Raw genomic sequence first — 23,079 nt, 5'->3', positions numbered from 1 at the left:
TTTCATTCTTTTTTAGAAAATCCAGAGATACCCAAGAATAAAAGCGACAAGCACATGCACCGTAAGAAGAATAAACATAATTATCGTAAACGGCAGATGTATTACATGCCAGTATTTGAAAATCTGTCTCAATGTGTCAAGCAAAATTATTCTACGCATGATGAGATACCGTTGTTCTTCAAGTTTCACGAGATTTTTTAAATCTTTGTGTTTTAATCCGTAACTTTTTAAAAGTTTTTTCAACCGTGAAAATTTTTTCCTCCGTCCGATCAAATCGTCAACAAGAAGTGATAAAATTACGCTTAAAGTTGATTCCTTTGTTGGCTTTTTGAAAGTAATTATCTTGTCAATTGCGTTTAAAATATCTGAATTTAGCTCTTTAAATTCTTTAATTATTTTGCCTTGTATTTCCCTTCTCATTTCTTCAAGCTCAATTGCTGTAAGTTCGTTTCCTTTGAGACCCTTTGGAATTTGAATATAGATGTATCTTCCTGTTATACCGCTTAACACAACTGATAACATTGACCACAGCGATGCGCCTGCTATTCCGGAAAATTTAAATGTCGTATGAAAAAGAATTAAAATCGGACCTGTAAGGCAAAGAAATATGTGTATGTTTAGCCAGTCCTTTATATTTCCAGCAGTTGAAAGCATTTTTAATCTTTTTCTTGATGAATAAGATGCAACTCCAATTATTATCATTGATGTTCCAATGATCCCAAGTCCATGCCCTACTTTACCACTGGGTTTAAGTGCTTCGTGTTCCCTTTGTAAAGGTCTTTTCTCAAAAGATGAGGTATAATAGGAAAAACCATTTATGAAAATAATTGCACCACTTACGAAACTAATCAATAAAAGAAAAAGCAAATAATGACTATGAAGCCACCTTCTCACTTTTTGAAGTAAATTTAAAATCTGCAAATTTTTATGTCAAGTGATGTAGGTCAAAATTAATGAACTCTAATGTTAAAAAATTCTACGCATAGTTTTAGAATGTGTCAGTTTGGGACAAATTTTTTTGAAAGTTTCAAGATTTTTCGTGTTATCGCAGGGAATCATCTGGCACATAGTTTGCTTTTTAATGCGAATGGAAATAAATTTAAAAGTGAAAAAACAAAAGCCAAATTTAAAAGATGCGAAATATAAACTTTGCTGAAAGAATAAAGCGAGTGAGCCGGTACTTCCGAAGAACTTCAAAAGAAGAGGTGATGATTTTGATAAATCAGGCGATAAAGGAACTCGGGGAAATTGAACGGAGAACCGATGAAATATGGGCTAACATTTTGGAGATGAAAGGGAAAAGAAATAAAAAAATTTATCTTGATCTTATAGGTGAAGAACTTGACAAGATATCCGATAGCGTTGAATCTGTTAAGGAGATTTTAAACAAAGCGAAGGAAAATATCCGTCTTTCGCAGAGGAAAGAATACGATATTGATCTCTGGATTTAAAACGAAATTTTTGGAGGGAAGATGCAAATTACACTTCAAAAAGCCTTCATCAAAATTAACAAGGAACAATGCAAAGGTTGCACGCTTTGCATTGAGACATGTCCTGTGGATGTATTGAAAATTTCTGACAAGTTCAATTCAAGAGGTTATCATTATGCTGAATATGTTGGGGATGGTTGCACTGGTTGTGGTGTTTGTTTTTATGCGTGCCCAGAGCCTGGTGCTATAACTGTTTACAAACGTGGTGCAGTTGTTGATGAAGAGATTTTAACTTTAAATTAAGCGAGGCAAAAATGCCTCGCTTTTTAATTTTAACTGCTAAAAACATTAGCAGTGTAAAAAACAAAAAGGAACTTTGAAAATGGCTAAACAATTGATGAAAGGTAATGAAGCGGTTGTAAGGGGAGCAATTCTTGCGGGTTGTAGAGCATTTTTCGGTTATCCGATCACGCCAGCAAGTGAGATTGCAGAAGCAGCTTCTCTTTTAATGCCAGAAGTAGGCGGTGTGTTTATTCAAGCTGAAAGTGAGGTAGCTGCAATTAATATGCTTTTTGGTGCAGCAAGTGGTGGTGTAAGAGCTATGACTGCATCATCAAGCCCAGGTATAAGCCTTATGCAGGAGGGAGTTTCATACGCAGCTGGAGCAGAACTTCCGATGGTTATAGTTGATATTATGAGAGGTGGTCCAGGTCTTGGTAATATCGCACCGGAGCAGGGAGATTATTATCAAGTTGTAAAAGGTGGCGGACACGGTAATTATAAAGTCATTGTCCTTGCTCCAAATTCTGTTCAGGAAATGTGCGACTTAACATATCTTGCTTTTGATCTTGCTGAAAAATACCGAACACCTGTTTATGTCTTGGCAGATGGTTTTATAGGTCAGATGGTTGAACCTGTTGAATTTCCAGAGCCGAAGTTTCCAGAAATTGATAAATCGTGGTGCGTTGATGGAACGGCTGAAACAAGACATAATTTGATCACATCAATTTATCTTGCCCCAGAGGAACTGGAACAGCATAATTTGCGATTGAAAGAGAAATATGAAAGAATTAAGAGAAATGAAGTAAGATATGAAGCTTATAAAACCGAAGATGCCGAAGTTATACTCGTTGGATACGGAATTGTGTCAAGAATTTTAAAGAGTGTTGTTGATATAATGCGTGAAGATGGATATAAAGTTGGTTTGTTAAGACCGATTACTCTTTTCCCGTTTCCAGAGGAAAAAATAAGGGAACTTGCAAAAACTGCAAGTTTATTTTTCGTTGTTGAATTAAGCACGGGTCAAATGGTTGATGATGTGAAACTTGCTTTGAATGGAATGTGTGAAGTTAGATTTTATGGAAGATGTGGTGGGATGGTTCCATCGGCTGAGGAAATAATTGAGCAAGTTAAAAATGTGTTTAAGGAAGTTGAAAAAGAAATTGAACATCAAAAGTGAGGTGAGAAAATGGCGACAACAATACTTAAAAAACCCGGAACTTTTTATGAGGTTTTCACAAGAAAACCAGATGCAGACAAAATTAACACGCACTATTGTCCCGGATGTGGTCATGGAAAACTTCACAAGTTAATTGCAGAAGCAATAGAAGATTTTGGAATTCAAGATAGAGTTATAATCATAAATCCAGTTGGTTGTTCTGTTTTTCTGTATTATTATTTTGACACAGGTCATATTCAAGTTGCCCACGGCAGAGCTCCGGCAGTTGCAACGGGGATAAAAAGAGTTCATCCGCACAGCATAGTCATAAGTTATCAGGGAGATGGAGACCTTGCTGCGATTGGTGGGAATGAAATTTTGCACGCTGCAAATCGTGGTGAGCACATCACTGTCTTTTTTGTTAACAATGCAATTTACGGAATGACAGGCGGGCAGATGGCCCCGACAACATTGCCTGGTATGAAGACAACAACAACACCGCGCGGTAGAGATATTCGTAATGAAGGTTACCCTCTTAAAATGGCTGAATTAATTGCAACGCTTGATGCACCCGTTTATGTTGAAAGAGTGGCTCTTACAGATGCTAAAAACATGGCTCGTGCAAGGAAAGCAGTCAGAAAGGCAATTCAAATTCAGATGGAAAATAAAGGTTTCGCATTTGTTGAGGCGCTTTCCGCTTGCCCAACCGGTTGGGGAATGAATCCACCAGACGCAGAAAAATGGATAAATGAAGTTATGACAAAGTATTTCCCGCTTGGAGTTTTTAAAGACATCTCAGACAAAGTTGAACCTGTAAAATTTGAAAAGAAAGTTTTAAGCCCAGAGGAAATTAAAAAAGCAATTGGCGTTGATGGTGAAACATTAACGATGAAAAAGTATCAAAGAAACATAGTTGCTGAAAAATATAAAAATCCGAAGATAAAAGTTGCTGGCTTTGGTGGGCAAGGAATTTTGTTGCTTGGACTTGTCCTCGCACAAGCGGGAATGCTTGAAGAGTATAATGTGTCGTGGCTTCCATCTTATGGACCTGAGATGAGAGGTGGAACAGCAAATTGTCATGTCAATATCTCTGAATTTGAAATTGCATCGCCCCTTGTTTCAATTCCGACAGCTTTAATCGTTATGAACAGACCTTCACTTGAAAAATTTGAGCCAACAGTTAAATCTGGTGGTTTGATTATTTATGATAACTCGTTGATTGACATTGAGCCATCAAGAAAGGATGTTGAAGTTATTCCAGTTCCTGCTACGAAGATTGCCGATGACATCGGTTCAACGAAAGTTGCAAATATGGTTATGCTTGGTGCGTATATTGGATACACGGGGATACTCACGAAAGAAAGTGTTTTTGATGCACTTGATATAGTTGTGAAGAGGAAAGAACTTAACGAATTAAATAGAAGGGCTATTGAAGCTGGGATTGAATATGTGATGTAAATTAAATTGGGGCTGTTTTTTCAGCCCCTTTTTATTATTTTTGCAACCTCATTGAAAACCATATCAACTGTCAATAACTTCATACACTTCATATAATCTTCACCTTCGCGATTACAAAAATCAAGATGGCACGGATGACATTCAACATCAACTCTTAACGCTTTATGTCCTTTGCTTTCCGGGTATGGAAACCATATATCTTCTTCGCCTGGACCGAAAAGTCCAATTGTTTTGGTTCCAACCGCAACTGCGATATGCATTGGACCGCAATCGTTTGAGATATAAAGATCAAGCAAAGATAAAACTGATGCAAGCTGTCTTAAATTCAAGCTATCAAGGATGAAAATGTTTCGTTTCAAAGTTAAATTAAAAACTTCAATTGCCAGGTCTGTTTCTTTTTCGGAGTGAGTTATGATGACATCAGCACCAATTTTAGTTACAATTTTATCTGCAAGTTTTGCAAAGTTTTCCTTCAACCACATTTTTGCTGGCCAAGTTGCGCCCGGATGTATGCCAATTATTTTTTTGCCTAAATCAACTCCTTTACTTTTCAAATAATTTTTCGCCCAGTTTCTCTCCTCATCCGTTAAGAAAATTTCTGTCTCAAAATCATCGTTTACTTCTATTCCGATTGGTTTTAAATAGTCAATGTGAAATTTTATTGCGTTTTTCTGCTCGTTCGTTCTTGGTATTGGATGAGTATATAAAAATTTTCTCCATCCAAATGCTCCACCAATTCTTACCTTTCCCCCACTTAAAAAACTCAAAATTGCACTTCTCGGATTTCCGAATAAATCAATAACGAGATCAAATTTTTTTCTTCGTATTTCTTTTATAAACGAAATTTGTTCCTTCAATGTCCAACCAAAATCAAATGGGATGAGCTCATCAAGATATGGATTATTTTCAAGCAGAGTAATTGCGTTTTTATCCGCAAGATAAGCGATATAAGAGTTTGGAAATTTTCTTCGCACTGCTCTTATCACGGGCGTTGTCAATACGACATCTCCAATGAAACGAAGTCGTGTTATCAAAATTCTTTGAAAAGTTTTCATCTTTAATGTTGAAAAATTTTTGAAAAAATTTAAGCAGAAAACAAAAAATTTGAAAAACTTTTGGAAATAGATGTGAAAGCGGGGGATAAAGTGAGGGGTTAAATTTTTAATGAAAAAGCGCCGGGCACAAATGCCCGGCTTTAAATTTTATTTAAGAAGTATCATTTTCTTAACACTTACAAAATTGCCAGCTTCAAAACGATAAAAATATACACCGCTTGAATATCCACTCATATCAACATTGACAGTGTATCTACCCATTTGAAGCTCTTCATCAACAACTCTTTTTACCTCTCTACCGAGAATATCGTATATAATGAGTTTTACATGCTCTTTCTTTGGAATTTCAAATTCTATCTTTGTTGATGGGTTAAATGGGTTTGGATAGTTTTGATAAAGTTTGTAATCGTTCAAAATGACAAGTTGATTTAGTTCTTCTACGGATGTTAGAACATCCTCAGCATAAGGAGCGATAAAGAAGAAAGGCATTGGATAGTAAGCCCCTGTTATATCAGGATTGCCAAAGAATTTACCACCTATGTAAACATGTCTATATTTCGGATTAACGGCAATGGCACTAATGTCTATCCTTGGAGTATTGTTGTGCCAGCGCCTGCTCACTTTTTGAGCCGTTCTCTTGCTAAATGCATCAACTCCCCAATTCCCACCAAAATAAACAACTGAATCTGTCAAAGCAATGGAAGTGTAATAATTTGATCCTAGAGATGAAGTAGATGGTTTCCATCCCGTAAACTTTCCATCGCGAGTGTAAATTGATGCGATACGTTCACGAGCAGAATCACCCGAAGTTTTAAACGTGCCACAAATGTAAAGCACAGAATCATCAAGAGCCATATTCCATATGGTTGCGGTCAATCTATTGTCACTATCGTATAAAATTTGAAATGGTCCTGATTGCCAATTAAGCAATTTAACACTATCAAGGCGTGTTGAAAACGCAGCTATATATGTTCGCGGTATAGTGTCAAGAACTTTTGTAAACCATCCAGCAACAAACAATGTATCATTTTTAATGGCAACTGAACGAGCTCCACCCCAGAGACCAGCGTTCCAGTTAAGGATATTTCCAGTTGATCTGTCAATCACAACAAACCCTATTTTACTTCCAGGGACTTTTATCCACCACAGACCACCTGCAACATAGATTGCATTTTGAGTTGGGAGTATCTTTTTGATGCCATCATATCCGTTCGCCCGATTTAAAAGATCTTCTGATTTATCAAATGTCCATTTTCTTCTAACTTGTCCTGTTTTAAGATCAAGTGCCACAAGTACTTCTGGATAATCCCGAATATCGCAGTAATAACTATACCAGTGTGGACCTTTTAGAGACATATTACCACCTACATAGAGTGTTGAATCATCTATTGCAAGTGCAGAGACATATTTTGCGAGCGTCTTTGAATACCAGGACCCGATTTTATCATAGTAACATTCCACAAAAGTAAAATCGGGACCTTTCCATCCTCTTATCACTTTTCCGGTTTTTGCATCAATCGCAGCAACTATGTTCCTTTCTATCACCTGTCGTCCAAGCGATCCCATTATGTTTTGTCCGCTGAAAAGCTCCCCTCCAACAAGCAATTTATTTCCCCAAACCTGTAAGTCATTTATCATAGCGCCGTATACAGAATATCCCAAAATAGGTGCATCTCCATATAACGCACAGCCATCCCAATTTTTTAAGTTTCCAGTGACAAGATCTAATGCTACGAATTCCATATTTAATAACTGTATCAGTGCCTGTTGTAATAAAAGCGTTAAGATTGTCGCCAGCAATAAACAAAGTGCTGTCAACAATTTCAATGTCATATACTCCCAAAGAAAAATAATCTGGAACATAATAAGACGAATAGGAGCCAGTGCTACTTTTAAGCCTCAGAGTGAAAATTACATTTGCTTGCCAATTAGTTAGCTGTCCTGTCGCAAGATCAAAGCAAGCGATATTTTCTCTTCTTACTGTGTCTATTCTTTCAAATGATCCACCCACGAATAGTTTAGAGCCATATACTTTTAATGCATATACATAAGAAGATGCATTCGGTGCCCAATTTGTAACTTCTCCAGTTATTTTGTTAATAGCAGCAAGGTTAGATCGTTTATATGTTCCCACCGAATCAAAATCTCCGCCGATATAAACAATGTTGTTATAAACTGCTATTGAATGGACTTCACCCTTTACCTTCGGGTTCCAAGGCAGAAGTTTTCCTGTCCTTATGTCAAATGCTGCAATGCCCGTTCTTATTGAATCTCCAACCTGTTGAATATCTCCATAGACATAGAGAGTTGTGTCATATACAGCAATTCCCGATTTCCAAAGAGAGTTAAAAGCAATTGAATCAGTTTTCCAAGGCAATACTTTTCCTGTTCTCGCATCAAGAGCAGCAAGATATGTTCTTGAAGAGTCATTTACTTTTTGAAAATTTCCCAGCACGAAAAGTATTGTATCATAGAGAGCCATACTGTGAATAGGAGCATTGGTATATGGCTTAAAGGAGGGCGCATTAAAGTTTTCATCAACGCTTCCATCAGGATTTACATGGATTATGCTATTAAAAGATTTTGATGTCCCATCCCTCTTAAGTAAGTTTTTGGTGCCCATGCTTCCCGAACCGCATATGTAGAAACCTCCATTATTGTCAAGCAGTATTTTGTATACAGGGGTGCTTAATCTGAAGAAATCAAGGTCAACATCTCCTGTTGCCAAATCAAAGACGCCGAAACTACCAATTGGAGGACCCCAGAAATGGAATGAACCGCCAACAAAGATAGTATCGCCATAGGGAAGGATTGCTAAAACAGGACCATTGGGAACTTCTGGATTTTGGAATAACTTGAAGATTGAGCCATCTTGAGAGTTCAGTGGAAAAGAAATTAACAGAATGAATATCGCCGATAAGATGATTTTCTTCTGCATAGTAGCACCTCCGTTTGTTTGATGGATTAAATTTGCTTCAATAGAAATTATGAAAAATTTAAAAATGTTTAATGTGAAATAAATCACATTGTCTCAATTTCTGGGGCGTTTTATTTAGGTGTGGTGTTTTGAAATTTTTTTATTTTTTGACAAATTTAAATCAGGAAAACTAACTAAATGAAAAGTCACTTTGGTAAGAGAGCATTCGGCTGGAGCTGTAATTTACAGGATTGAAAATGGGGAATATAAATTTTTGATCTTAAAATACGGACTCGGGCACTGGGATTTCCCAAAGGGAAATGTTGAAAAGGGAGAAAGCGAACTTGAAACTGTCAAACGAGAGGTTGAGGAAGAAACAGGAATAAAAGAGATTGAGATAATTGATGGGTTCAAAGAAAAGGTTGGATACTATTACAGAATGAAAGGGCAACTGGTTTACAAAACTGTTAACTATTATCTTGCGAAAACGAGCGAAAAAGAAGTTAAACTTTCATATGAGCATGAAGATTATGCGTGGGTGACGATTGACGAAGCGTTGAAATATCTAAAACACAAGAACAGCATAAATGTTTTAAGCAAAGCATATAAATTCTTAAAAAACAAATTTGGTGATGTAAAGTGAAAAAATTTGCCTCATTTTTCCTTTTTGTAATTTTGCCGATCGCTCTTATCATTGCTTTCGTTCTATTACTTGCGAAAATCTCTGGAGAAGAGACCGAAAATTTTGCATTTGATGAGAGCGAATTGTTTATCTGATATAAGATGTGCATTTGATTTTTGCTTGACTTTTGTCTCATACTTTTTTATTTTAAATTAAGTCAAACAAAGAAGGAATTTTAGCAATGAAAGTAACAAGTTATCTATTGGTTCTGTTAATGGGGGTTTGGTTTTCATTTTCAATTTATGGCTGTGCGTCAACAGCTGAACAAGAAGATATCTACGGGGAGGCAATTAAGGAAACAACGGAAGGAATTGATACAGTTCAAATTGCGACCCTTTCAGAGGAAAACAAAGCATTGAAATCTCAGATAAGTCAGCTACAATCGCAGAATGCTCAACTTCAAAATGAGAAAGCAGATCTTGAAAAGAAATTGCGTTCTCTGCAAGAAACAAATACTCAATTAACAGCGAAAATTTCTGAACTCGGTGAGCAACTTGAAGCGGAACGTCAAAAGACAAGAGAACTTTCAGCAAAACTTTCCCAATATGAAACACAACCAGTTGGAGGTGAAGTTGAACTTAAAGCTGAAATTGCCAAACGAGATAGCGAAATTGCGGAGTATAAAAAACAGATAAGAGACCTTCAAGCTAAACTTGCTGAACTTGAAGTTAAAGCTTCTTCTCAACCTGCAACAGTTGCTGGTGAAGTTAAAGCGACATATCCAACGATTATTCCTGAAACACCGACTGTTAAAATAACGGAAAAAGAATTTAGAGTTTATTATAATCGTGGTTTAAATGATTTTAGAAATCGCAAATACCAAACCGCAATCGCATATTTTGACACGCTGTTAAAGAGCAATGTTGAAACAAATCTTAAAATCAACGCTGCTTACTGGATTGGTGAAAGTTATTTTGGTTTGAAACAATATGAAAAGGCGATTGAGTATTTCAATTATGTTGCTCAGACGAAGTCAGCCAAAACCCCAGATGCTTTGTATATGCTTGGTCGTTGTTATGCTGCGCTTGGAAAGATAAAAGAAGCAAAGGAATATATGAACCGTGTCATTAAAGAATACCCAAAAAGCCCCGTTGCTAAAAAAGCAAAAGATAGATTGGAAAGATTATGAAATTTAAATTTTGGCTTTTGATATCGCTCCTTGTCCTTGTCTCATCCTGTCAAAAGGAAAACCAAGACCAGTTCCTACCGTATATAAACTTAACAGTTGATGGAAAATCATTTAAAATTGATTCAGTTCTTGCGGTTTATGACGATTCGGCTCAGGTTATGACATTGATCGGTGCTAAATATACCGATGGGAGATTGTTTAGCACAATTGCGATTGGATTCAAATTTTCAACGGGGATGCAAATTCCAAAAACTTACGACGCAACGAAGAAACCAATTGAACTTTTTGCAATTTATGTTGATTCAGCCGAAGCGGTATATTCAACCGCAACAATTGATTCAATGCTTAATCCATCTGAGCCGATTGGGACAGGTGTTTTGAACTTAACATATCACAACTTGCAACTTCACAAGATCGCTGGTGATTTTAACCTGAGACTTAAAGAGATTGATCCAAATACATACGAACCAAAGACGAAATTAATTCAAATAACGGGTTCATTTCAAACATATTACGCCTTTCTTGTTACTGGGAGTCCTCCACCCAGACCTTTGAAGATTAAATAGGCAAGTGATAAAAGTATTTATTTTGATTGATTTTTAATCATTTTCCCCGCCATTTTTATGCTCTGCGGTATATTCTGCGAAATTTGAAACGGGAAATTTTGAAATTATTGAAAATGAGTGTAAAACTTTTTATATTTCAAATTGAAAAGATTTTTAAAACAAAGTTTTCGTAGAATGAGAAAAGTCATTTTAATAATCCTTGATGGTTTCGGAGTTAGGGATGAAAATATACCGATTGAAGGAGATGCAATAGCACTTGCAAAGAAACCAACATTTGATTTTCTTTATGCGAATTATCCGTGGGTTGCACTCCATGCATCGGGTGAATATGTTGGACTTCCAGACGGTCAAATGGGAAATTCAGAGGTTGGGCATTTAAACATCGGTGCTGGAAGAATTGTTTATCAAGATATTGTGAGGATAAGCAAGGCGATTAAAAACGGAGAATTTTTCAGGAACGAGGCTTTGCTTGGGGCAATTGAAAATGTTAAGAAAAATAATAGTGCATTGCATCTTGTTGGACTCTTGTCTGATGGTGGAGTTCATAGTCATATGGAACATCTTTATGCATTACTTGAACTTGCGAAGATGCACAATGTTGATAAAGTTTATGTCCACGCTCTTCTTGATGGGAGAGATACACCACCTTCAAGCGCAATTGAATATGTAAGACAATTTGAAGCGAAAGCAAAAGAAATTGGCGTTGGAAAAATTGCTGTCGTCGGCGGAAGATATTACGGAATGGACAGAGATAACAGATGGGAAAGAACTGAAAGATATTACAGGGCGATGACCGAAGCACAGGGAGAAAAATTTAAAAGCGCAGAAGAAGGAATTTTGAAATCTTATGAAAAAGGAATTACTGATGAATTTGTTGTCCCATTCATAGTTGTTGATGAAAATGATAAACCAGTTGGTCAAGTTAAAGACGGTGATTCAATTATATTTTTCAATTTTAGAGCGGACAGGGCAAGACAATTGACAAGGGCATTTATTGATGAAAATTTTGATAAGTTTCAAAGAAAAAAACTTGATGTTCACTTTGTTACAATGACTGAATATAATGATGATTTTGATGTTCCCATTGCTTTTAAACCAGTTTATCTGACAAATACACTTGGCGAAGTTATTTCAAAACACGGGTTGAAACAGTTAAGGATTGCCGAAACGGAAAAATATGCGCATGTGACTTACTTTTTCAGTGGTGGTAGGGAAGATCCATTTGAGGGCGAAGATAGAATTTTGATACCATCGCCAAAAGTTGCAACATATGATTTAAAGCCGGAGATGAGCGCTTATGAGGTGACTGATAAAGTTATTGAAGAAATTAACAAGCAAAAATATCATTTGATAGTTTTGAACTTTGCAAATCCAGATATGGTCGGGCACACTGGAATTATTCCAGCAGCTGTTAAGGCAATTGAGGCGATTGACACATGCATTGGAAGAATTTACGAAGCGGTGAAACAAAACGATTATGTTATGATAATAACTGCGGATCACGGGAATGCAGAAAAGATGATTGACCCAGAGACAGGCGAACCGCACACTGCACATACGACAAGTCAAGTTCCTTTCATACTTGTTATGGACGATTACAAAGGCGAATTGAAAACTGGAGGCAAACTTGGCGATATAGCACCAACGATACTTACAATTATGAATTTACCTATCCCTGAGGAAATGGATGGAGAAATTTTGTTGCTTGAAAAAGTGCCGTATATGGCGAAGTAAAATTAATTTAATCAAAACTAAATCAGGAGGGAGAGCTTATGGCAAAGGCGAAAAAAGCAGCGAAGAAACCGGCGAAAAAAGCCCCAGCTAAAGCCGGCGGTGTTTCAAAAAATTATGTTGACACGAAGTTTAAATCTCTTCAACAACAGCTTGATGAACTTGTAAAAAGAGTTGAAGCGCTTGAGTCAAAACTTGGAGTGGAGAAGAAAGAGGAAGTATCTGTGGAATCAGCTGGGGCAACCGAAGCTTAAGCTTCGGAAGGTTTAACCAAGGGGGTTGCTTTAAGCAACCCCTTTTGTTTTTAAAGTCAATCTACCCGAATGCAAGTGATGAAATTAAGCAAAGTGAAAAAATTAAAAGGAGTAATTTATCCGCCCGGAGATAAATCAATTTCACATCGTGTTGCTTTAATCTCTGCACTTTCAACGGGTGAAAATTTAATTGAAAACTTTTTAATTGCGGATGATACTTTAAGCACATTAAATTGCCTTAAAAATCTCGGAGTTGAGATTGAACTTTCCGACAAGTTGAGGATAAAGGGTAAAGGATTAAAAGGTTTAAAAAAGCCGGGTTCAGTTCTTAACGCAGGAAATTCTGGAACGACGATCCGTCTTCTTTCTGGAATTCTTGCGGGACAAAATTTTGACTCTGAAATAACAGGCGATGATTCGCTTCGGCGCAGACCTATGATGAGAATTGTAAAACCATTGAGAATGATGGGAGCAAAAATTGAAGCATCTGTGGATGGGACTCCACCGTTAAAAATTTTTGGCGTTGAAAAATTAAATCCGATTGAATATGAGCTTGAAATACCAAGCGCGCAAGTGAAATCGTGTCTTATATTTGCTGGGCTTTACACAGATGGTAAAACGAAAATAATTGAAAAAATCCCAACCCGCGATCATACAGAAAGATTGCTCGGGCTTAAAACTTATTTGGAAGACAGTAAAAAAATAATTGAGGTTGATGGCGGACAAAAAATTGAAGCGAAAAATTACTTCGTCCCAAACGATATATCATCGTCTGCGTTTTTCATAGTTGCTGGCTCAATCATTCCTGAATCAACTCTGGTAATAAAAAATGTCGGACTAAATCCGACACGAACAGGTTTTATTGATGTGCTTAAAAGAATGGGAGCAAACATTGAAGTAGAAAATTTGCGTGAGATTGCAAATGAGTTGGTTGGAGATGTTATCGTCAGATCTGGAAAAGATATAGAACTTAAAAACTTAACACTTTCTGGCGATATAATCCCGAACATAATTGATGAAATTCCGATACTTGCAGTAGCTGGTGCAGTCGCCCATGGAAAATTTGAAGTTAGAGATGCGGTTGATTTAAGAAACAAAGAAAGCGACAGGATAAAAGCAATTGTTGTAAATTTGCGAAAGATGGGAATTGATGTTGAAGAATATGAAGATGGCTTTGCTTTTGAAGGAGTAAAAAAATTAAAGGGAGCTTTAATTGAGACATTTAATGATCATAGAATTGCTATGGCTTTTTCAATCGCTGGATTAATTGCTGATGGAGAGACGATAATTGATAATCCGAATTGTGTTACGATTTCTTTCCCCGGTTTTTACGATGTATTAAAAAATCTTCAAAATTGAAAAATGGAGGTGTAAAGAATATGGCAGAGGTGAAGCTTGAAAATGTGAGCAAAATTTATCCAAACAATGTTGTAGCCGTAAAAGATGCAACCTTTGATGTGAAAGATGGAGAATTTATGGTTTTGCTCGGTCCATCTGGATGTGGTAAAACGACGACGCTTCGGATGATAGCAGGGCTTGAAGATGTGACAAGCGGTTATATTTACATTGACAACAAAATTGTAAATGATGTCCCGCCCAAAGACAGAGATATAGCCATGGTATTTCAAAATTATGCGCTCTATCCGCATATGACAGTTTATGAGAATATGGCTTTTGGATTAAAACTGCGCAAATATCCGAAAAGTGAAATTGACAAACGAGTTAAAGAAGCAGCAAAAATTCTCGGGATTGAGCACCTTCTTGATCGGAAACCGAAGGAACTCTCTGGCGGACAAAGACAGCGAGTTGCTGTTGGAAGAGCCATCGTGCGAAATCCAAAAGTTTTTCTCTTTGATGAACCATTGAGCAATCTTGACGCAAAGTTTAGAGTCCAGATGCGAACGGAAATTTCAAAACTTCATCAAAAACTTGGTGCAACGATGATTTATGTAACGCACGATCAAATTGAAGCCATGACGATGGGAGATAGAATTGTTGTTATGAAAGATGGGATAATTCAGCAAATTGATACACCACTTAATCTTTACAATTACCCAAAGAATAAATTTGTGGCTGGATTTATCGGTAGCCCGTCAATGAATTTTCTTGATGGAAAAATAATTCAAGAAAATGGATTAAAATTTGTTGAAAACAGCAATGGCGTTAAACTTTCTATTCCAGAGGAATTTTACGATAAACTTAAAAATTACATTGATAAACCGATAACGCTTGGCATAAGACCCGAACATATTTACGATCCACTTTACACTCAAATAAGCAATGGTGAGAGGATTAAAGTTCTAATTGATGTTGTTGAGCCGATGGGAAACGAGATTTATCTTTACTTTGCAACACCGACTGCTCAATGCGTTGCACGAATTCCAGCACATGAAGAACCGAAAACCGGGATTTATAAAGAACTTATCATTGATATGAGAAAGGCGCATTTCTTTGATAAAGACACAGAAGAATCAATTTTATACAAATAAGAGATGTCAAATCGCAAACTTTCAAAAATAATTGAGGAGATAATTGCAAAAGATGATGAGATACTTGTCCCGGCGAGGAAAATTTATCTTTTGATAAAGTATAATCATCCTGAAATAAATCTTCCTTCTTTTTCAGAGTTTGTAAACTTCTTAAAGCGAAGCAGGAAATTTGAAGTTGTTGAAACCAGTGAAACAACTTTTTATGATTTGCCCGAAAGCGTTGAGAAACTTTTAATGCAGATTGAAATATATGGAACTGGACCACGGGTGAAACTTCGCTCTGTTAAATTGACACCAAAATTGATGCGTGATGCGTTTTTAAAAAGTTATCAAAAGATGAGGGCGGGGCTTGAAAATTTGATTGCACAAATTTATTCTGAAAAAGATATAGCAAGTGAAGATTTAAACAGGGTAATTTCATCGTTTATGGAATTACGTGAGCAGATAGACAAAACAATTCAACTTCTTGAAAAACTTGAACTTTACGAATCAAGCGTTAAGGCACGGAAGAAAAGAAAATAATTTTTAAAAGTTTCAATGAGGTGTTATATTAAAAGAAAAACAAAAAATTGAAACAGCCATGGTGACAGAAGAACAAGTATATGAAGCTTTGAGAGAGTGCTATGACCCAGAAATCCCGATAAATATCGTTGACCTTGGGCTTGTTTATGAGGTAAAAATTATTGATGATTGGGTTGGTGTTAAGATGACGCTTACAGCTCCGGGTTGCCCTGCGCATACATTTATAAGTCAGCAGGTGAGAGAAAGATTGCTTAAAATCCCTGGTGTTAAAGATGCGGATGTCGTTGTTGTGTGGGAGCCGAGATGGAATCCAAGCATGATGTCAGAGAAAGCAAGAATGCAACTCTTTGGAGATCTCGGATTAAGCACAGGTGAAGAAAGCGAAGAAGAGAAGTAATAAGTTAGCACGCCCGGAGGGACTCGAACCCCCAACCTTCTGGTCCGTAGCCAGACGCTCTATCCAGTTGAGCTACGGGCGCAAATTCACTTTAAATATACGAATAAATTTTTTCTCTTTCAAGTTTCATCCCGCGCTTGGATTTTATCCATTTAATTTCGTTTTCGGAGTTTGATGAGCAAATTCTAATTTTGTGAGGTTATGAAAACTTGACTTTTATTTTTTAATGTATTAAATTAGGATGGCATTTATCCTAATTTAAAATAAAAATTGGTGATTGAAATGAAAAAATTAATTTCCATCGTTTTGTTGTTTAGTTTCATTTCCTTCGCATTTGCACAAAATGCAACGGTAAAGGGGGTAGTAAAATTTAGCGGTGAAGCCCCGAAGCCAAGATTGATAAGCATGAAAGCTGATCGTCAATGTGATGCTATACACGGTGGGAAGCAAGTTCAAGCTGAAGATGTCGTTGTCAATCAGAATGGGACTTTGAAGTGGGTATTTGTCTATGTGAAGGAAGGAGTAAAAGGCAAATATAATCCGCCTTCCGAACCAGTTGTTCTTGATCAACAGGGTTGCTGGTATCATCCGCATGTGTTTGGAATAATGGTAGGGCAAAAGCTTGAGGTCAGGAATAGTGACCCGTTGCTTCATAATATCCACGCAACACCAAAAAAGAACAAGCCATTTAACATTGGGCAACCAGTTAAAGGGATGAAGAGTTATCATACCTTTGACACTCCCGAGATTATGGTTCCTTTCAAATGCGATGTTCATCCTTGGATGAGTGCGTATGCGGGAGTTCTTGATCATCCATTCTACAGTGTGACAAATGATAAAGGTGAATTTGAAATTAAAAATCTTCCGCCTGGAACGTATACAATTGAAGCGTGGCATGAGAGATTAGGGACGCAGACGCAAACCGTGACTGTTAAGGCAGGAGAAGTCAAGACGATAGAATTCACATTTGAAAGGAAGAAATAAAAGGGTTAGAAAGCCATGGAAGAAAAGCAGAGCAAATTTCACGGATTATTATTTTTGTTTTTCTTTGTTTTTGGTATGATTGCGAGTGTGTGGATTGTGTTAAGAAATGGATGGTGGCTTCCGGAACTTGCATCGGATAGAGAAACGATTGACAGAATTTTTATCACAATTTTTATAATTGCTGGGATTTTGTTCGTCATCAGTGAATTGGTTTTATCATATTTCATTTTTAGGTATTCTGGTCAACCTGGGAAAAAAGCGTTTTATCTTCCGGGGACTACTCGTAAGGAGATTTTGTGGTCAATTTTGCCTGGAACTCTCGTTGTGATAATTCTTGAAATAAGCGCTGAATTTCTCGGTGGTGCTTCGCTTTGGGGAAAAATTCATGGTGAAATTCCAAAGGATGCTTTTCTTGTTGAGATCACAGGAGAGCAATTTGCTTGGAGTTTAAGGTATCCGGGTCCAGATGGAAAATTTGGTAGGACTGATCCAAGTTTGATTTCATACGATAACCCGCTTGGGATTGATATAAGTGATGAAGCTGCAAAAGATGATATTGTCTTTCCAGCGGGGCAGGGGATTATGTATTTGCCACTTGATCACCCTGTTGTTCTTTTAATCAGATCAAAAGATGTGATACACAGTCCTTTTCTGCCGAATTTCAGAGTTAAGCAGGATGCTGTCCCCGGGATGACAACGAGGACATGGTTTGTTCCGAAGAAAGAAGGGGAATTTGAGCTTGCATGCGCTGAACTTTGTGGACTTGGACATTATAGAATGAAATTGCCAGTTGTTGTCAAGCCGATGGAAGAAGTTAAACAGTGGTTGAGTGAACAGACACCGGCTGGTGATATCTATTACTAAAAAAATTTACGGAGGAAAAGACAATGGCAATTCACACGGAACATACGGAGGTTGCACATAAACAAAGTTTTATAACGAAATATATCTTCAGCACAGACCATAAAACAATAGCAAGGCAGTATTTGATCACGGGAATATTTTGGGGAGTAGTTGGAATGATTTTATCTTGGTTGATGAGATTGCAACTTGCGTATCCAAATCAGCCGATGCCGATACTTGAAAAAATTCTCGGAAAATGGGCTGAGGGTGGAATTTTGAAACCCGAGTTTTATGTTGCTTTGATCACAATGCATGGAACAATTATGGTTTTCTTTCTCTTGACTGCTGGTTTGAGCGGGACATTTTCAAATTATCTTATACCTTTGCAGATTGGAGCAAGGGATATGGCTTTTCCTGTTTTGAACATGCTATCATACTGGGTATTTTTTGCAGCTTCTGTTGTGATGCTTGCTTCATTTTTTATTCAAACGGGACCAGCAGCGGTTGGCTGGACATTTTATCCGCCATTGAGTGCGCTTAAAAATTCAATTCCGGGTGCTGACTTAGGCGCAACGCTTTGGCTTATAAGTATGGCTTTGTTTATAGTGTCTTCGCTTCTTGGTGCATTAAACTATATAACGACAACTTTGAATTTCAGAACGAAGGGAATGTCAATGGGAAGATTGCCCATAACTGTGTGGGGAATGTTTGTAACTGCTATACTTGGGCTTCTTTCATTTCCTGTTTTGCTTGCTGGTGCAGTTATGTTAATTTTTGATCGTGAATTTGGGACGAGCTTTTTTGTCCCAAGTGGATTAGTTCTCGGTGGTCAGCCGGTTCCTCACGAAGGTGGAAATCCAATTTTATGGCAACATTTGTTTTGGTTTTTGGGGCATCCGGAAGTTTACATAGTTGCAATACCTGCTTTTTCTCTTGTTGGTGAAATTCTTGCAACAAATGCGAGAAAGCCGTTATTTGCTTATAAAGTCAGTGTTGGTGCGATAATTGGAATTGGAGCTTTAAGTATGATCGTTTGGGGGCATCATATGTATGTAAGCGGAATGAATCCGGTTTTAGGTGAGGTTTTTGTTATCACGACGCTTGCAATTTCATTTCCAACAGCAATTTTAGTTTTTAATTATCTTGTCACGATATGGCGTGGTAATTTGAGATTTACGCCAGCGATGTTATTTGCACTTGGTTTCCTTGGATTGTTTATCCCGGGTGCATTAACAGGAGCTTTTCTTGCGACGGCGCCTGTTGACATTCAATTGCACGATACATATTTTGTTGTTGCGCATTTCCACTTTACAATGGCTACATCAGCTGCTTTTGGGATGTTTGCAGGTGTTTATCATTGGTTCCCGAAAATGTTTGGGAGAATGATGAACGATAAACTTGGTAAACTTCATTTTTGGGGTTCATTTATCGGTGTTTATTTAATTTTCTTCCCGATGTTTTTCCAAGGCATTGCGGGTGTTCCAAGGAGGTATTATGCGTTTACAGAGTATAACTTTACATCTCAATTTCTTGGCTTAAACAAATTTATAACGATTGCGGCGTTTGTAGCTGGAGCAGCGCAGTTGTTATTCCTCTTCAATTTCTTCTGGAGCATATTCAAAGGCAAGAAAGCGGATAAAAATCCTTGGAAGGCGACGACGCTTGAATGGCAGACGGATTCGCCACCACCCCATGGCAATTGGGGTCCTGAAACCCCTGTTGTTTATCGTGGTCCTTATGAATACAGTGTCCCTGGTGCAGAAGAGGATTACATTCCGCAGACGGTTCCAGTTAAAGTTGAAACAAAGTGAAAATTTTAAAACTGCGGGGAGAAAATTTCTCCCCGCTTTTTGGAAAAATAAAGTTAGTTTGAAATGTATTCAAAAAATTTACATAGGTTTGCAATTTTAACCGCTATATTTGCTGTGTTTTTAATTGGCGTTGGCGCTTCGGTCACAAGCACAGGGTCAGGAGATGCGGTTCCAGATTGGCCACTTTCTTATGGAACATTATTCCCGAGAATGGCAGGTGGAGTTTTGTATGAACACGGACATCGGCTTGTTGCGGGGACGGTTGCAATTTTGATAACGATACTTATGATATGGCTTTTGCGAAGTAAACAGCCAAAGTATATGAAAGTGTTTGGAGTTGTCGCATTTGTTGCGGTCATTCTTCAAGCAACGCTTGGTGGATTAAGAGTTCTCGTTGTTTCAAATCCAAATCTTCAAGATACTGTAACAGGTCTTTTTTCAGTTGGACATGTTGAACCTGTTAGAATGGCAATTGCTATTACTCATGCAACGCTTGCTGAAATTGTTTTATGCATGACTTTTTTGATCGCTCTTTTCACTTCAAAAGCGTGGGAAAAATTTAAGTTGAACGAAATTAACACTGGTGTAAAAATTGCAAAATTATACACTTTAACATTTGTTTTTGCATTTATTCAAATTCTTATCGGTGCTCTCGTAAGGCATACTCAATCTGGAAATATAATTCCTGATTTTCCACTTTCATTTGGGAGATTGATTCCGCCGTTTGGAAATCTTCCTTATGAGCCAAATGCGCCTTTTCCGATAAGTTATGCTGAACTTCAATTTAAGGTGGCGATTCATTTTGCTCATAGAGTTTGGGCTTTTGTTGTTGCTGGTTTTGGAATTTATGCGTCTGTTTTGGCTATAAAAAAGAGAGTTGAATTGTTAAGTCAATTTGCAAAGGTTTGGATTGTTTTGATTATTCTTCAAATTTTGCTTGGTGCTTTAGTTGTATGGACGAAACTTTCTGTTCCAATTACAATTCTTCATGTTGCAACGGGTGCGACTTTGTTTGGGACAACGCTTGTTCTTGCAGTTTTGAGTTGGAAAGGTGTTGCGGTTTCGGAGAGAGTTGAAAGTGAATTAGTTTTGACAAAATCGGGAGGTTGAAGATGATTAAAAAAGTTTCAAACTTTTTGGGTGATTTTCTCATTTTGATAAAACATCGTTTGACATCGCTTGTTGTTTTTACGACTGTGATGGGATATTTAATTGCAAATAGAGGTGTTGTTGATTGGTTTGGTTTTATTATGACAGTGATTGGAGTTTTTCTTGTTGTTGGTTCTGCGAATGCGATGAATCAGGTTTTTGAGGCTGGGGTTGATGCTTTGATGAAAAGAACTGCTGGCAGACCAATTCCACGTGGGAGAATGAAGAAGCACACGGCAATTTTGATTGCAATTTTAATGTTAATTTTTGGTCAATTCATCCTTTACACTTATGTTAATTTCATCAGCGCATTGCTTGCTTTAATTGCCTTTTTGATTTATGTCTTTGCTTATACTCCTTTGAAAAGGATAACTCCGCTTTGCACTTTTGTTGGAGCAATTCCTGGGGCGATACCGCCTGTAATTGGTTGGACTGCTGTGAGAGGTGAAATTGAACTTGGTGCGGTGATTTTATTTGGGATTCAATTTTTGTGGCAATTCCCACATTTTTGGTCAATTGCTTTGATATGTAAATCTGATTATGAAAGGGCGGGTTTTAAAGTTTTGCCATCTTCGGACAGTAGGAGTGTTGCAATTAATCTTGCAATTTACACATTTATGCTTTTGCCGATGGGACTTATGCCAACAATTGCAGGATTTGCAGGGAAATATGCTTTGCTTGTTTCTGTTTTTGGTGGGGTGTTGTTTTTTGCTCAAGCACTTTCACTTTTGAAAGATGCATCCGTTCGTTCTGCGAAAAAAATTATGTTGACGGCGGAAATTTATCTTCCTTTGATTTTGATAATACTTTTGATTGACAAAATTTAAAAAAATTTCGGAGGCGAGATAAAATGGTGATAGAGAAAAAGCGACCGAAATCTGGGGCGATGGATATAGATTTTAATGGGACTTATAGCAACGGAGGTGGCGGTGGTGCTGGCGGGCATTCTTCTTCATATGCTTTGCCCGTTCAGCCCGCAAAGTTTGGTTTATGGCTTTTTATATCAGCAATTATAATGCTTTTTTCTGCTTTAACAAGTGCATACATTGTCAGACATTCGGCAGGAAACTGGTTGAGATTTGAAATGCCAGAAATTTTTTGGTTCAACACTTTTGTTTTGCTTTTGAGCAGTTTGACAATTCAGTTAAGTTATTTTCAATTGAGAAGGGATAAAGTGGCTTCGTTTAAAGTTTTATTTGCGATTTCAACTTTTTTAGGTTTGCTCTTTCTTGCAGGTCAAGTGATGGGATGGAATCAATTGAGAGAGATGGGAATATATGTCAGCACAAATCCATCAAGTTCGTTTTTTTATCTTTTAACAGGGGCTCATGCGGTTCATCTTGCAGGTGGAGTTATATCGTTGATTTATGTTTTTGTTAAATCGTTGCTTGGGTATTATAGTTCTCGCAATAAACTTGGCGTTGAACTTTGCATAACTTATTGGCATTTTCTTGACATTTTATGGCTTTATCTTTTCGTTTTTATAAAAGTCACAACTTAAAAACAAAATCTGGAGATCGTTTAAAATGACACAGGAAGTGACCCTTGAACAGGAAAAAGTTTTGAAGTCGCCATGGGGTGGAGGTAAGCCACCGCTTGCATCACGTGAGAAATTTACAATGTGGATTTTTATTCTTTCGGATGCGTTTACATTTGGAGGTTTGCTTGCGGGTTATGGTTCATTGAGAGCGAGCTTGCCAAGCTGGCCAAGTAGAATTGAAGTTTTTTCAGCGTTTCCTTTTACAAGTGCAAAATTGCCGTTGCTTTTTGTCAGCATTATGACATTTATTTTGATTTGCAGTAGTTTAACTATGGCGCTTGCTGTTGATGCAGGTAAGAGAATGGACAGGAAGGGAGTTATTAAATATCTTTTGCTTACGATTGGAGGGGGACTTTTGTTTTTAATGTGTCAGGCGTATGAGTGGGGTCATTTGATTCACGAGGGAGCGCGTTTGACAAGCAATCCATGGGGCGTTCCGCTTTTTACAGCATCATTTTTTGTGATAACAGGTTTTCACGGTTTGCATGTGTTAAGTGGCGTGATCGTTTTGACGATTATGGCGATAAGAGTTGCTAAGGGAATTTATGATAAGCGTGGCTCTTATGAAGGTGTTGAGGTTGCTGGACTTTACTGGCATTTCGTTGATCTTGTTTGGGTTTTCATTTTTGCATTTTTCTATCTTCTTTAAAAACAAAAAATTTAAAATTTCAAATGAGCGAAGCA

The 23,079-nt window shown here is 37.4% G+C and carries 25 protein-coding genes and 1 tRNA gene; 21 read left to right on the top strand and 5 right to left on the bottom strand.

Features of this window, described 5'->3' with window-relative positions; translation table 11 throughout:
- Positions 1 to 12: 12 nt before the first annotated feature.
- Entirely contained in the window at positions 13 to 867 is an 855-nt protein-coding gene (locus AWW83_RS02915; RefSeq protein WP_092348190.1) for a hypothetical protein, read from the bottom strand.
- 266 nt (positions 868 to 1,133) lie between these two features.
- Between AWW83_RS02915 and AWW83_RS02905 the strand changes: the two genes are divergently transcribed.
- The 4 genes from AWW83_RS02905 (at position 1,134) to AWW83_RS02890 (ending at position 4,326) form a co-directional block, all read left to right on the top strand.
- A complete protein-coding gene (locus tag AWW83_RS02905; RefSeq protein ID WP_092348186.1) occupies positions 1,134 to 1,451 on the top strand; it encodes a hypothetical protein in 318 nt (105 codons plus the stop codon).
- A 21-nt stretch (positions 1,452 to 1,472) separates the two neighbouring features.
- Entirely contained in the window at positions 1,473 to 1,733 is a 261-nt protein-coding gene (locus AWW83_RS02900; RefSeq protein ID WP_092348184.1) for a 4Fe-4S dicluster domain-containing protein, read from the top strand.
- 79 nt (positions 1,734 to 1,812) lie between these two features.
- The gene (locus tag AWW83_RS02895) at positions 1,813 to 2,889 is read left to right on the top strand and encodes a 3-methyl-2-oxobutanoate dehydrogenase subunit VorB (protein WP_092348182.1); all 1,077 of its coding nucleotides are present in this window, start codon (positions 1,813 to 1,815) and stop codon (positions 2,887 to 2,889) included.
- Between the two features lie 9 nt (positions 2,890 to 2,898).
- Positions 2,899 to 4,326, top strand: coding sequence for a 2-oxoacid:acceptor oxidoreductase family protein (locus tag AWW83_RS02890; protein ID WP_092348180.1), 1,428 nt, complete (start codon positions 2,899 to 2,901; stop codon positions 4,324 to 4,326).
- 20 nt (positions 4,327 to 4,346) lie between these two features.
- Here AWW83_RS02890 and AWW83_RS02885 read toward each other — a convergent pair whose 3' ends face one another.
- From AWW83_RS02885 to AWW83_RS09805, 3 genes are all read right to left on the bottom strand, one after another.
- Positions 4,347 to 5,381 (bottom strand): glycosyltransferase family 9 protein, encoded by a 1,035-nt coding sequence (locus tag AWW83_RS02885; protein ID WP_092348178.1) that lies wholly within the window; start codon positions 5,379 to 5,381, stop codon positions 4,347 to 4,349.
- Between the two features lie 147 nt (positions 5,382 to 5,528).
- On the bottom strand, positions 5,529 to 7,124 hold the full coding sequence (locus AWW83_RS02880; protein ID WP_159421089.1) for a T9SS type A sorting domain-containing protein: 1,596 nt from the start codon (positions 7,122 to 7,124) through the stop codon (positions 5,529 to 5,531).
- Complete coding sequence (locus AWW83_RS09805) at positions 7,009 to 8,319, bottom strand: PQQ-binding-like beta-propeller repeat protein (protein ID WP_143713868.1); 1,311 nt, start codon at positions 8,317 to 8,319, stop codon at positions 7,009 to 7,011. The genes AWW83_RS02880 and AWW83_RS09805 overlap by 116 nt, the downstream gene beginning before the upstream one ends.
- A 190-nt stretch (positions 8,320 to 8,509) precedes the next feature.
- Here AWW83_RS09805 and AWW83_RS02875 point away from each other — a divergent pair, with 190 nt between their 5' ends.
- The 10 genes from AWW83_RS02875 to AWW83_RS02835 all read left to right on the top strand — a co-directional run bounded on the left by AWW83_RS02875 (position 8,510) and on the right by AWW83_RS02835 (position 16,068).
- Positions 8,510 to 8,941 (top strand): bis(5'-nucleosyl)-tetraphosphatase, encoded by a 432-nt coding sequence (locus AWW83_RS02875; RefSeq protein ID WP_092348174.1) that lies wholly within the window; start codon positions 8,510 to 8,512, stop codon positions 8,939 to 8,941.
- Positions 8,938 to 9,075, top strand: a complete 138-nt coding sequence (locus tag AWW83_RS09860; RefSeq protein ID WP_159421088.1) for a hypothetical protein — start codon at positions 8,938 to 8,940, stop codon at positions 9,073 to 9,075. The genes AWW83_RS02875 and AWW83_RS09860 overlap by 4 nt, the downstream gene beginning before the upstream one ends.
- A gap of 86 nt (positions 9,076 to 9,161) precedes the next feature.
- Positions 9,162 to 10,109 carry a tol-pal system protein YbgF gene (gene ybgF / locus AWW83_RS02870; protein ID WP_092348172.1) on the top strand — a complete coding sequence of 316 codons (948 nt, stop codon included), beginning with the start codon at positions 9,162 to 9,164 and terminating at the stop codon, positions 10,107 to 10,109.
- Positions 10,106 to 10,675, top strand: a complete 570-nt coding sequence (locus tag AWW83_RS02865) for a hypothetical protein (RefSeq protein WP_092348171.1) — start codon at positions 10,106 to 10,108, stop codon at positions 10,673 to 10,675. The genes ybgF and AWW83_RS02865 overlap by 4 nt, the downstream gene beginning before the upstream one ends.
- A gap of 174 nt (positions 10,676 to 10,849) precedes the next feature.
- Positions 10,850 to 12,409 carry a 2,3-bisphosphoglycerate-independent phosphoglycerate mutase gene (gene gpmI, locus AWW83_RS02860; protein WP_092348169.1) on the top strand — a complete coding sequence of 520 codons (1,560 nt, stop codon included), beginning with the start codon at positions 10,850 to 10,852 and terminating at the stop codon, positions 12,407 to 12,409.
- A gap of 38 nt (positions 12,410 to 12,447) precedes the next feature.
- Positions 12,448 to 12,660, top strand: coding sequence for a hypothetical protein (locus AWW83_RS02855; protein WP_092348168.1), 213 nt, complete (start codon positions 12,448 to 12,450; stop codon positions 12,658 to 12,660).
- Positions 12,661 to 12,738: 78 nt separating this feature from the next.
- Complete coding sequence (gene aroA / locus AWW83_RS02850) at positions 12,739 to 14,019, top strand: 3-phosphoshikimate 1-carboxyvinyltransferase (protein WP_092348512.1); 1,281 nt, start codon at positions 12,739 to 12,741, stop codon at positions 14,017 to 14,019.
- Positions 14,020 to 14,039: 20 nt separating this feature from the next.
- Positions 14,040 to 15,149, top strand: a complete 1,110-nt coding sequence (locus tag AWW83_RS02845; protein ID WP_092348165.1) for an ABC transporter ATP-binding protein — start codon at positions 14,040 to 14,042, stop codon at positions 15,147 to 15,149.
- A 3-nt stretch (positions 15,150 to 15,152) separates the two neighbouring features.
- A complete protein-coding gene (locus AWW83_RS02840) occupies positions 15,153 to 15,671 on the top strand; it encodes a hypothetical protein (protein WP_092348161.1) in 519 nt (172 codons plus the stop codon).
- A 58-nt stretch (positions 15,672 to 15,729) separates the two neighbouring features.
- Entirely contained in the window at positions 15,730 to 16,068 is a 339-nt protein-coding gene (locus AWW83_RS02835) for a metal-sulfur cluster assembly factor (protein WP_092348158.1), read from the top strand.
- A gap of 8 nt (positions 16,069 to 16,076) precedes the next feature.
- Here the strand turns inward: AWW83_RS02835 and AWW83_RS02830 are convergent.
- A tRNA-Arg gene (locus AWW83_RS02830) sits at positions 16,077 to 16,150 on the bottom strand.
- Between the two features lie 200 nt (positions 16,151 to 16,350).
- Between AWW83_RS02830 and AWW83_RS02825 the strand changes: the two genes are divergently transcribed.
- From AWW83_RS02825 to AWW83_RS02795, 7 genes are all read left to right on the top strand, one after another.
- The gene (locus AWW83_RS02825; protein WP_092348155.1) at positions 16,351 to 17,052 is read left to right on the top strand and encodes a carboxypeptidase regulatory-like domain-containing protein; all 702 of its coding nucleotides are present in this window, start codon (positions 16,351 to 16,353) and stop codon (positions 17,050 to 17,052) included.
- A gap of 15 nt (positions 17,053 to 17,067) precedes the next feature.
- Positions 17,068 to 17,916, top strand: coding sequence for a cytochrome c oxidase subunit II (locus AWW83_RS02820; RefSeq protein WP_092348153.1), 849 nt, complete (start codon positions 17,068 to 17,070; stop codon positions 17,914 to 17,916).
- A 23-nt stretch (positions 17,917 to 17,939) separates the two neighbouring features.
- Positions 17,940 to 19,706 carry a cytochrome c oxidase subunit I gene (locus AWW83_RS02815; RefSeq protein ID WP_092348147.1) on the top strand — a complete coding sequence of 589 codons (1,767 nt, stop codon included), beginning with the start codon at positions 17,940 to 17,942 and terminating at the stop codon, positions 19,704 to 19,706.
- Positions 19,707 to 19,769: 63 nt separating this feature from the next.
- Complete coding sequence (locus AWW83_RS02810; protein WP_092348145.1) at positions 19,770 to 20,816, top strand: COX15/CtaA family protein; 1,047 nt, start codon at positions 19,770 to 19,772, stop codon at positions 20,814 to 20,816.
- 2 nt (positions 20,817 to 20,818) lie between these two features.
- Positions 20,819 to 21,682: a heme o synthase gene (cyoE, locus tag AWW83_RS02805; RefSeq protein ID WP_092348143.1), complete on the top strand. Its 864-nt coding sequence runs from the start codon at positions 20,819 to 20,821 to the stop codon at positions 21,680 to 21,682.
- A 23-nt stretch (positions 21,683 to 21,705) separates the two neighbouring features.
- On the top strand, positions 21,706 to 22,356 hold the full coding sequence (locus AWW83_RS02800) for a cytochrome c oxidase subunit 3 (RefSeq protein ID WP_092348141.1): 651 nt from the start codon (positions 21,706 to 21,708) through the stop codon (positions 22,354 to 22,356).
- Between the two features lie 25 nt (positions 22,357 to 22,381).
- Positions 22,382 to 23,044, top strand: a complete 663-nt coding sequence (locus tag AWW83_RS02795) for a cytochrome c oxidase subunit 3 (RefSeq protein WP_092348139.1) — start codon at positions 22,382 to 22,384, stop codon at positions 23,042 to 23,044.
- Positions 23,045 to 23,079: the final 35 nt, after the last annotated feature.

Origin of the sequence: Candidatus Chryseopegocella kryptomonas (assembly GCF_001536065.1) — a bacterium.
Taxonomy (GTDB): domain Bacteria; phylum Bacteroidota; class Ignavibacteria; order Kryptoniales; family Kryptoniaceae; genus Kryptonium; species Kryptonium kryptomonas.
This window is presented reverse-complemented; position numbering and strand designations above follow the sequence as displayed.

Coding starts and splice junctions, on each gene's coding strand:
- AWW83_RS02900 (WP_092348184.1), top strand. CDS start 1,473: ATGCAAATTACACTTCAAAAAGCCTTCATCAAAATTAACAAGGAACAA.
- AWW83_RS02865 (WP_092348171.1), top strand. CDS start 10,106: ATGAAATTTAAATTTTGGCTTTTGATATCGCTCCTTGTCCTTGTCTCA.
- AWW83_RS02840 (WP_092348161.1), top strand. CDS start 15,153: ATGTCAAATCGCAAACTTTCAAAAATAATTGAGGAGATAATTGCAAAA.
- AWW83_RS02895 (WP_092348182.1), top strand. CDS start 1,813: ATGGCTAAACAATTGATGAAAGGTAATGAAGCGGTTGTAAGGGGAGCA.
- AWW83_RS02815 (WP_092348147.1), top strand. CDS start 17,940: ATGGCAATTCACACGGAACATACGGAGGTTGCACATAAACAAAGTTTT.
- cyoE (WP_092348143.1), top strand. CDS start 20,819: ATGATTAAAAAAGTTTCAAACTTTTTGGGTGATTTTCTCATTTTGATA.
- AWW83_RS02820 (WP_092348153.1), top strand. CDS start 17,068: ATGGAAGAAAAGCAGAGCAAATTTCACGGATTATTATTTTTGTTTTTC.
- AWW83_RS02845 (WP_092348165.1), top strand. CDS start 14,040: ATGGCAGAGGTGAAGCTTGAAAATGTGAGCAAAATTTATCCAAACAAT.
- AWW83_RS02855 (WP_092348168.1), top strand. CDS start 12,448: ATGGCAAAGGCGAAAAAAGCAGCGAAGAAACCGGCGAAAAAAGCCCCA.
- ybgF (WP_092348172.1), top strand. CDS start 9,162: ATGAAAGTAACAAGTTATCTATTGGTTCTGTTAATGGGGGTTTGGTTT.
- AWW83_RS09805 (WP_143713868.1), bottom strand. CDS start 8,319: ATGCAGAAGAAAATCATCTTATCGGCGATATTCATTCTGTTAATTTCT.
- aroA (WP_092348512.1), top strand. CDS start 12,739: ATGAAATTAAGCAAAGTGAAAAAATTAAAAGGAGTAATTTATCCGCCC.
- AWW83_RS02800 (WP_092348141.1), top strand. CDS start 21,706: ATGGTGATAGAGAAAAAGCGACCGAAATCTGGGGCGATGGATATAGAT.
- AWW83_RS02885 (WP_092348178.1), bottom strand. CDS start 5,381: ATGAAAACTTTTCAAAGAATTTTGATAACACGACTTCGTTTCATTGGA.
- AWW83_RS02810 (WP_092348145.1), top strand. CDS start 19,770: ATGTATTCAAAAAATTTACATAGGTTTGCAATTTTAACCGCTATATTT.
- AWW83_RS02880 (WP_159421089.1), bottom strand. CDS start 7,124: ATGGAATTCGTAGCATTAGATCTTGTCACTGGAAACTTAAAAAATTGG.
- AWW83_RS02825 (WP_092348155.1), top strand. CDS start 16,351: ATGAAAAAATTAATTTCCATCGTTTTGTTGTTTAGTTTCATTTCCTTC.
- AWW83_RS02835 (WP_092348158.1), top strand. CDS start 15,730: ATGGTGACAGAAGAACAAGTATATGAAGCTTTGAGAGAGTGCTATGAC.
- gpmI (WP_092348169.1), top strand. CDS start 10,850: ATGAGAAAAGTCATTTTAATAATCCTTGATGGTTTCGGAGTTAGGGAT.
- AWW83_RS02795 (WP_092348139.1), top strand. CDS start 22,382: ATGACACAGGAAGTGACCCTTGAACAGGAAAAAGTTTTGAAGTCGCCA.
- AWW83_RS02890 (WP_092348180.1), top strand. CDS start 2,899: ATGGCGACAACAATACTTAAAAAACCCGGAACTTTTTATGAGGTTTTC.
- AWW83_RS02905 (WP_092348186.1), top strand. CDS start 1,134: ATGCGAAATATAAACTTTGCTGAAAGAATAAAGCGAGTGAGCCGGTAC.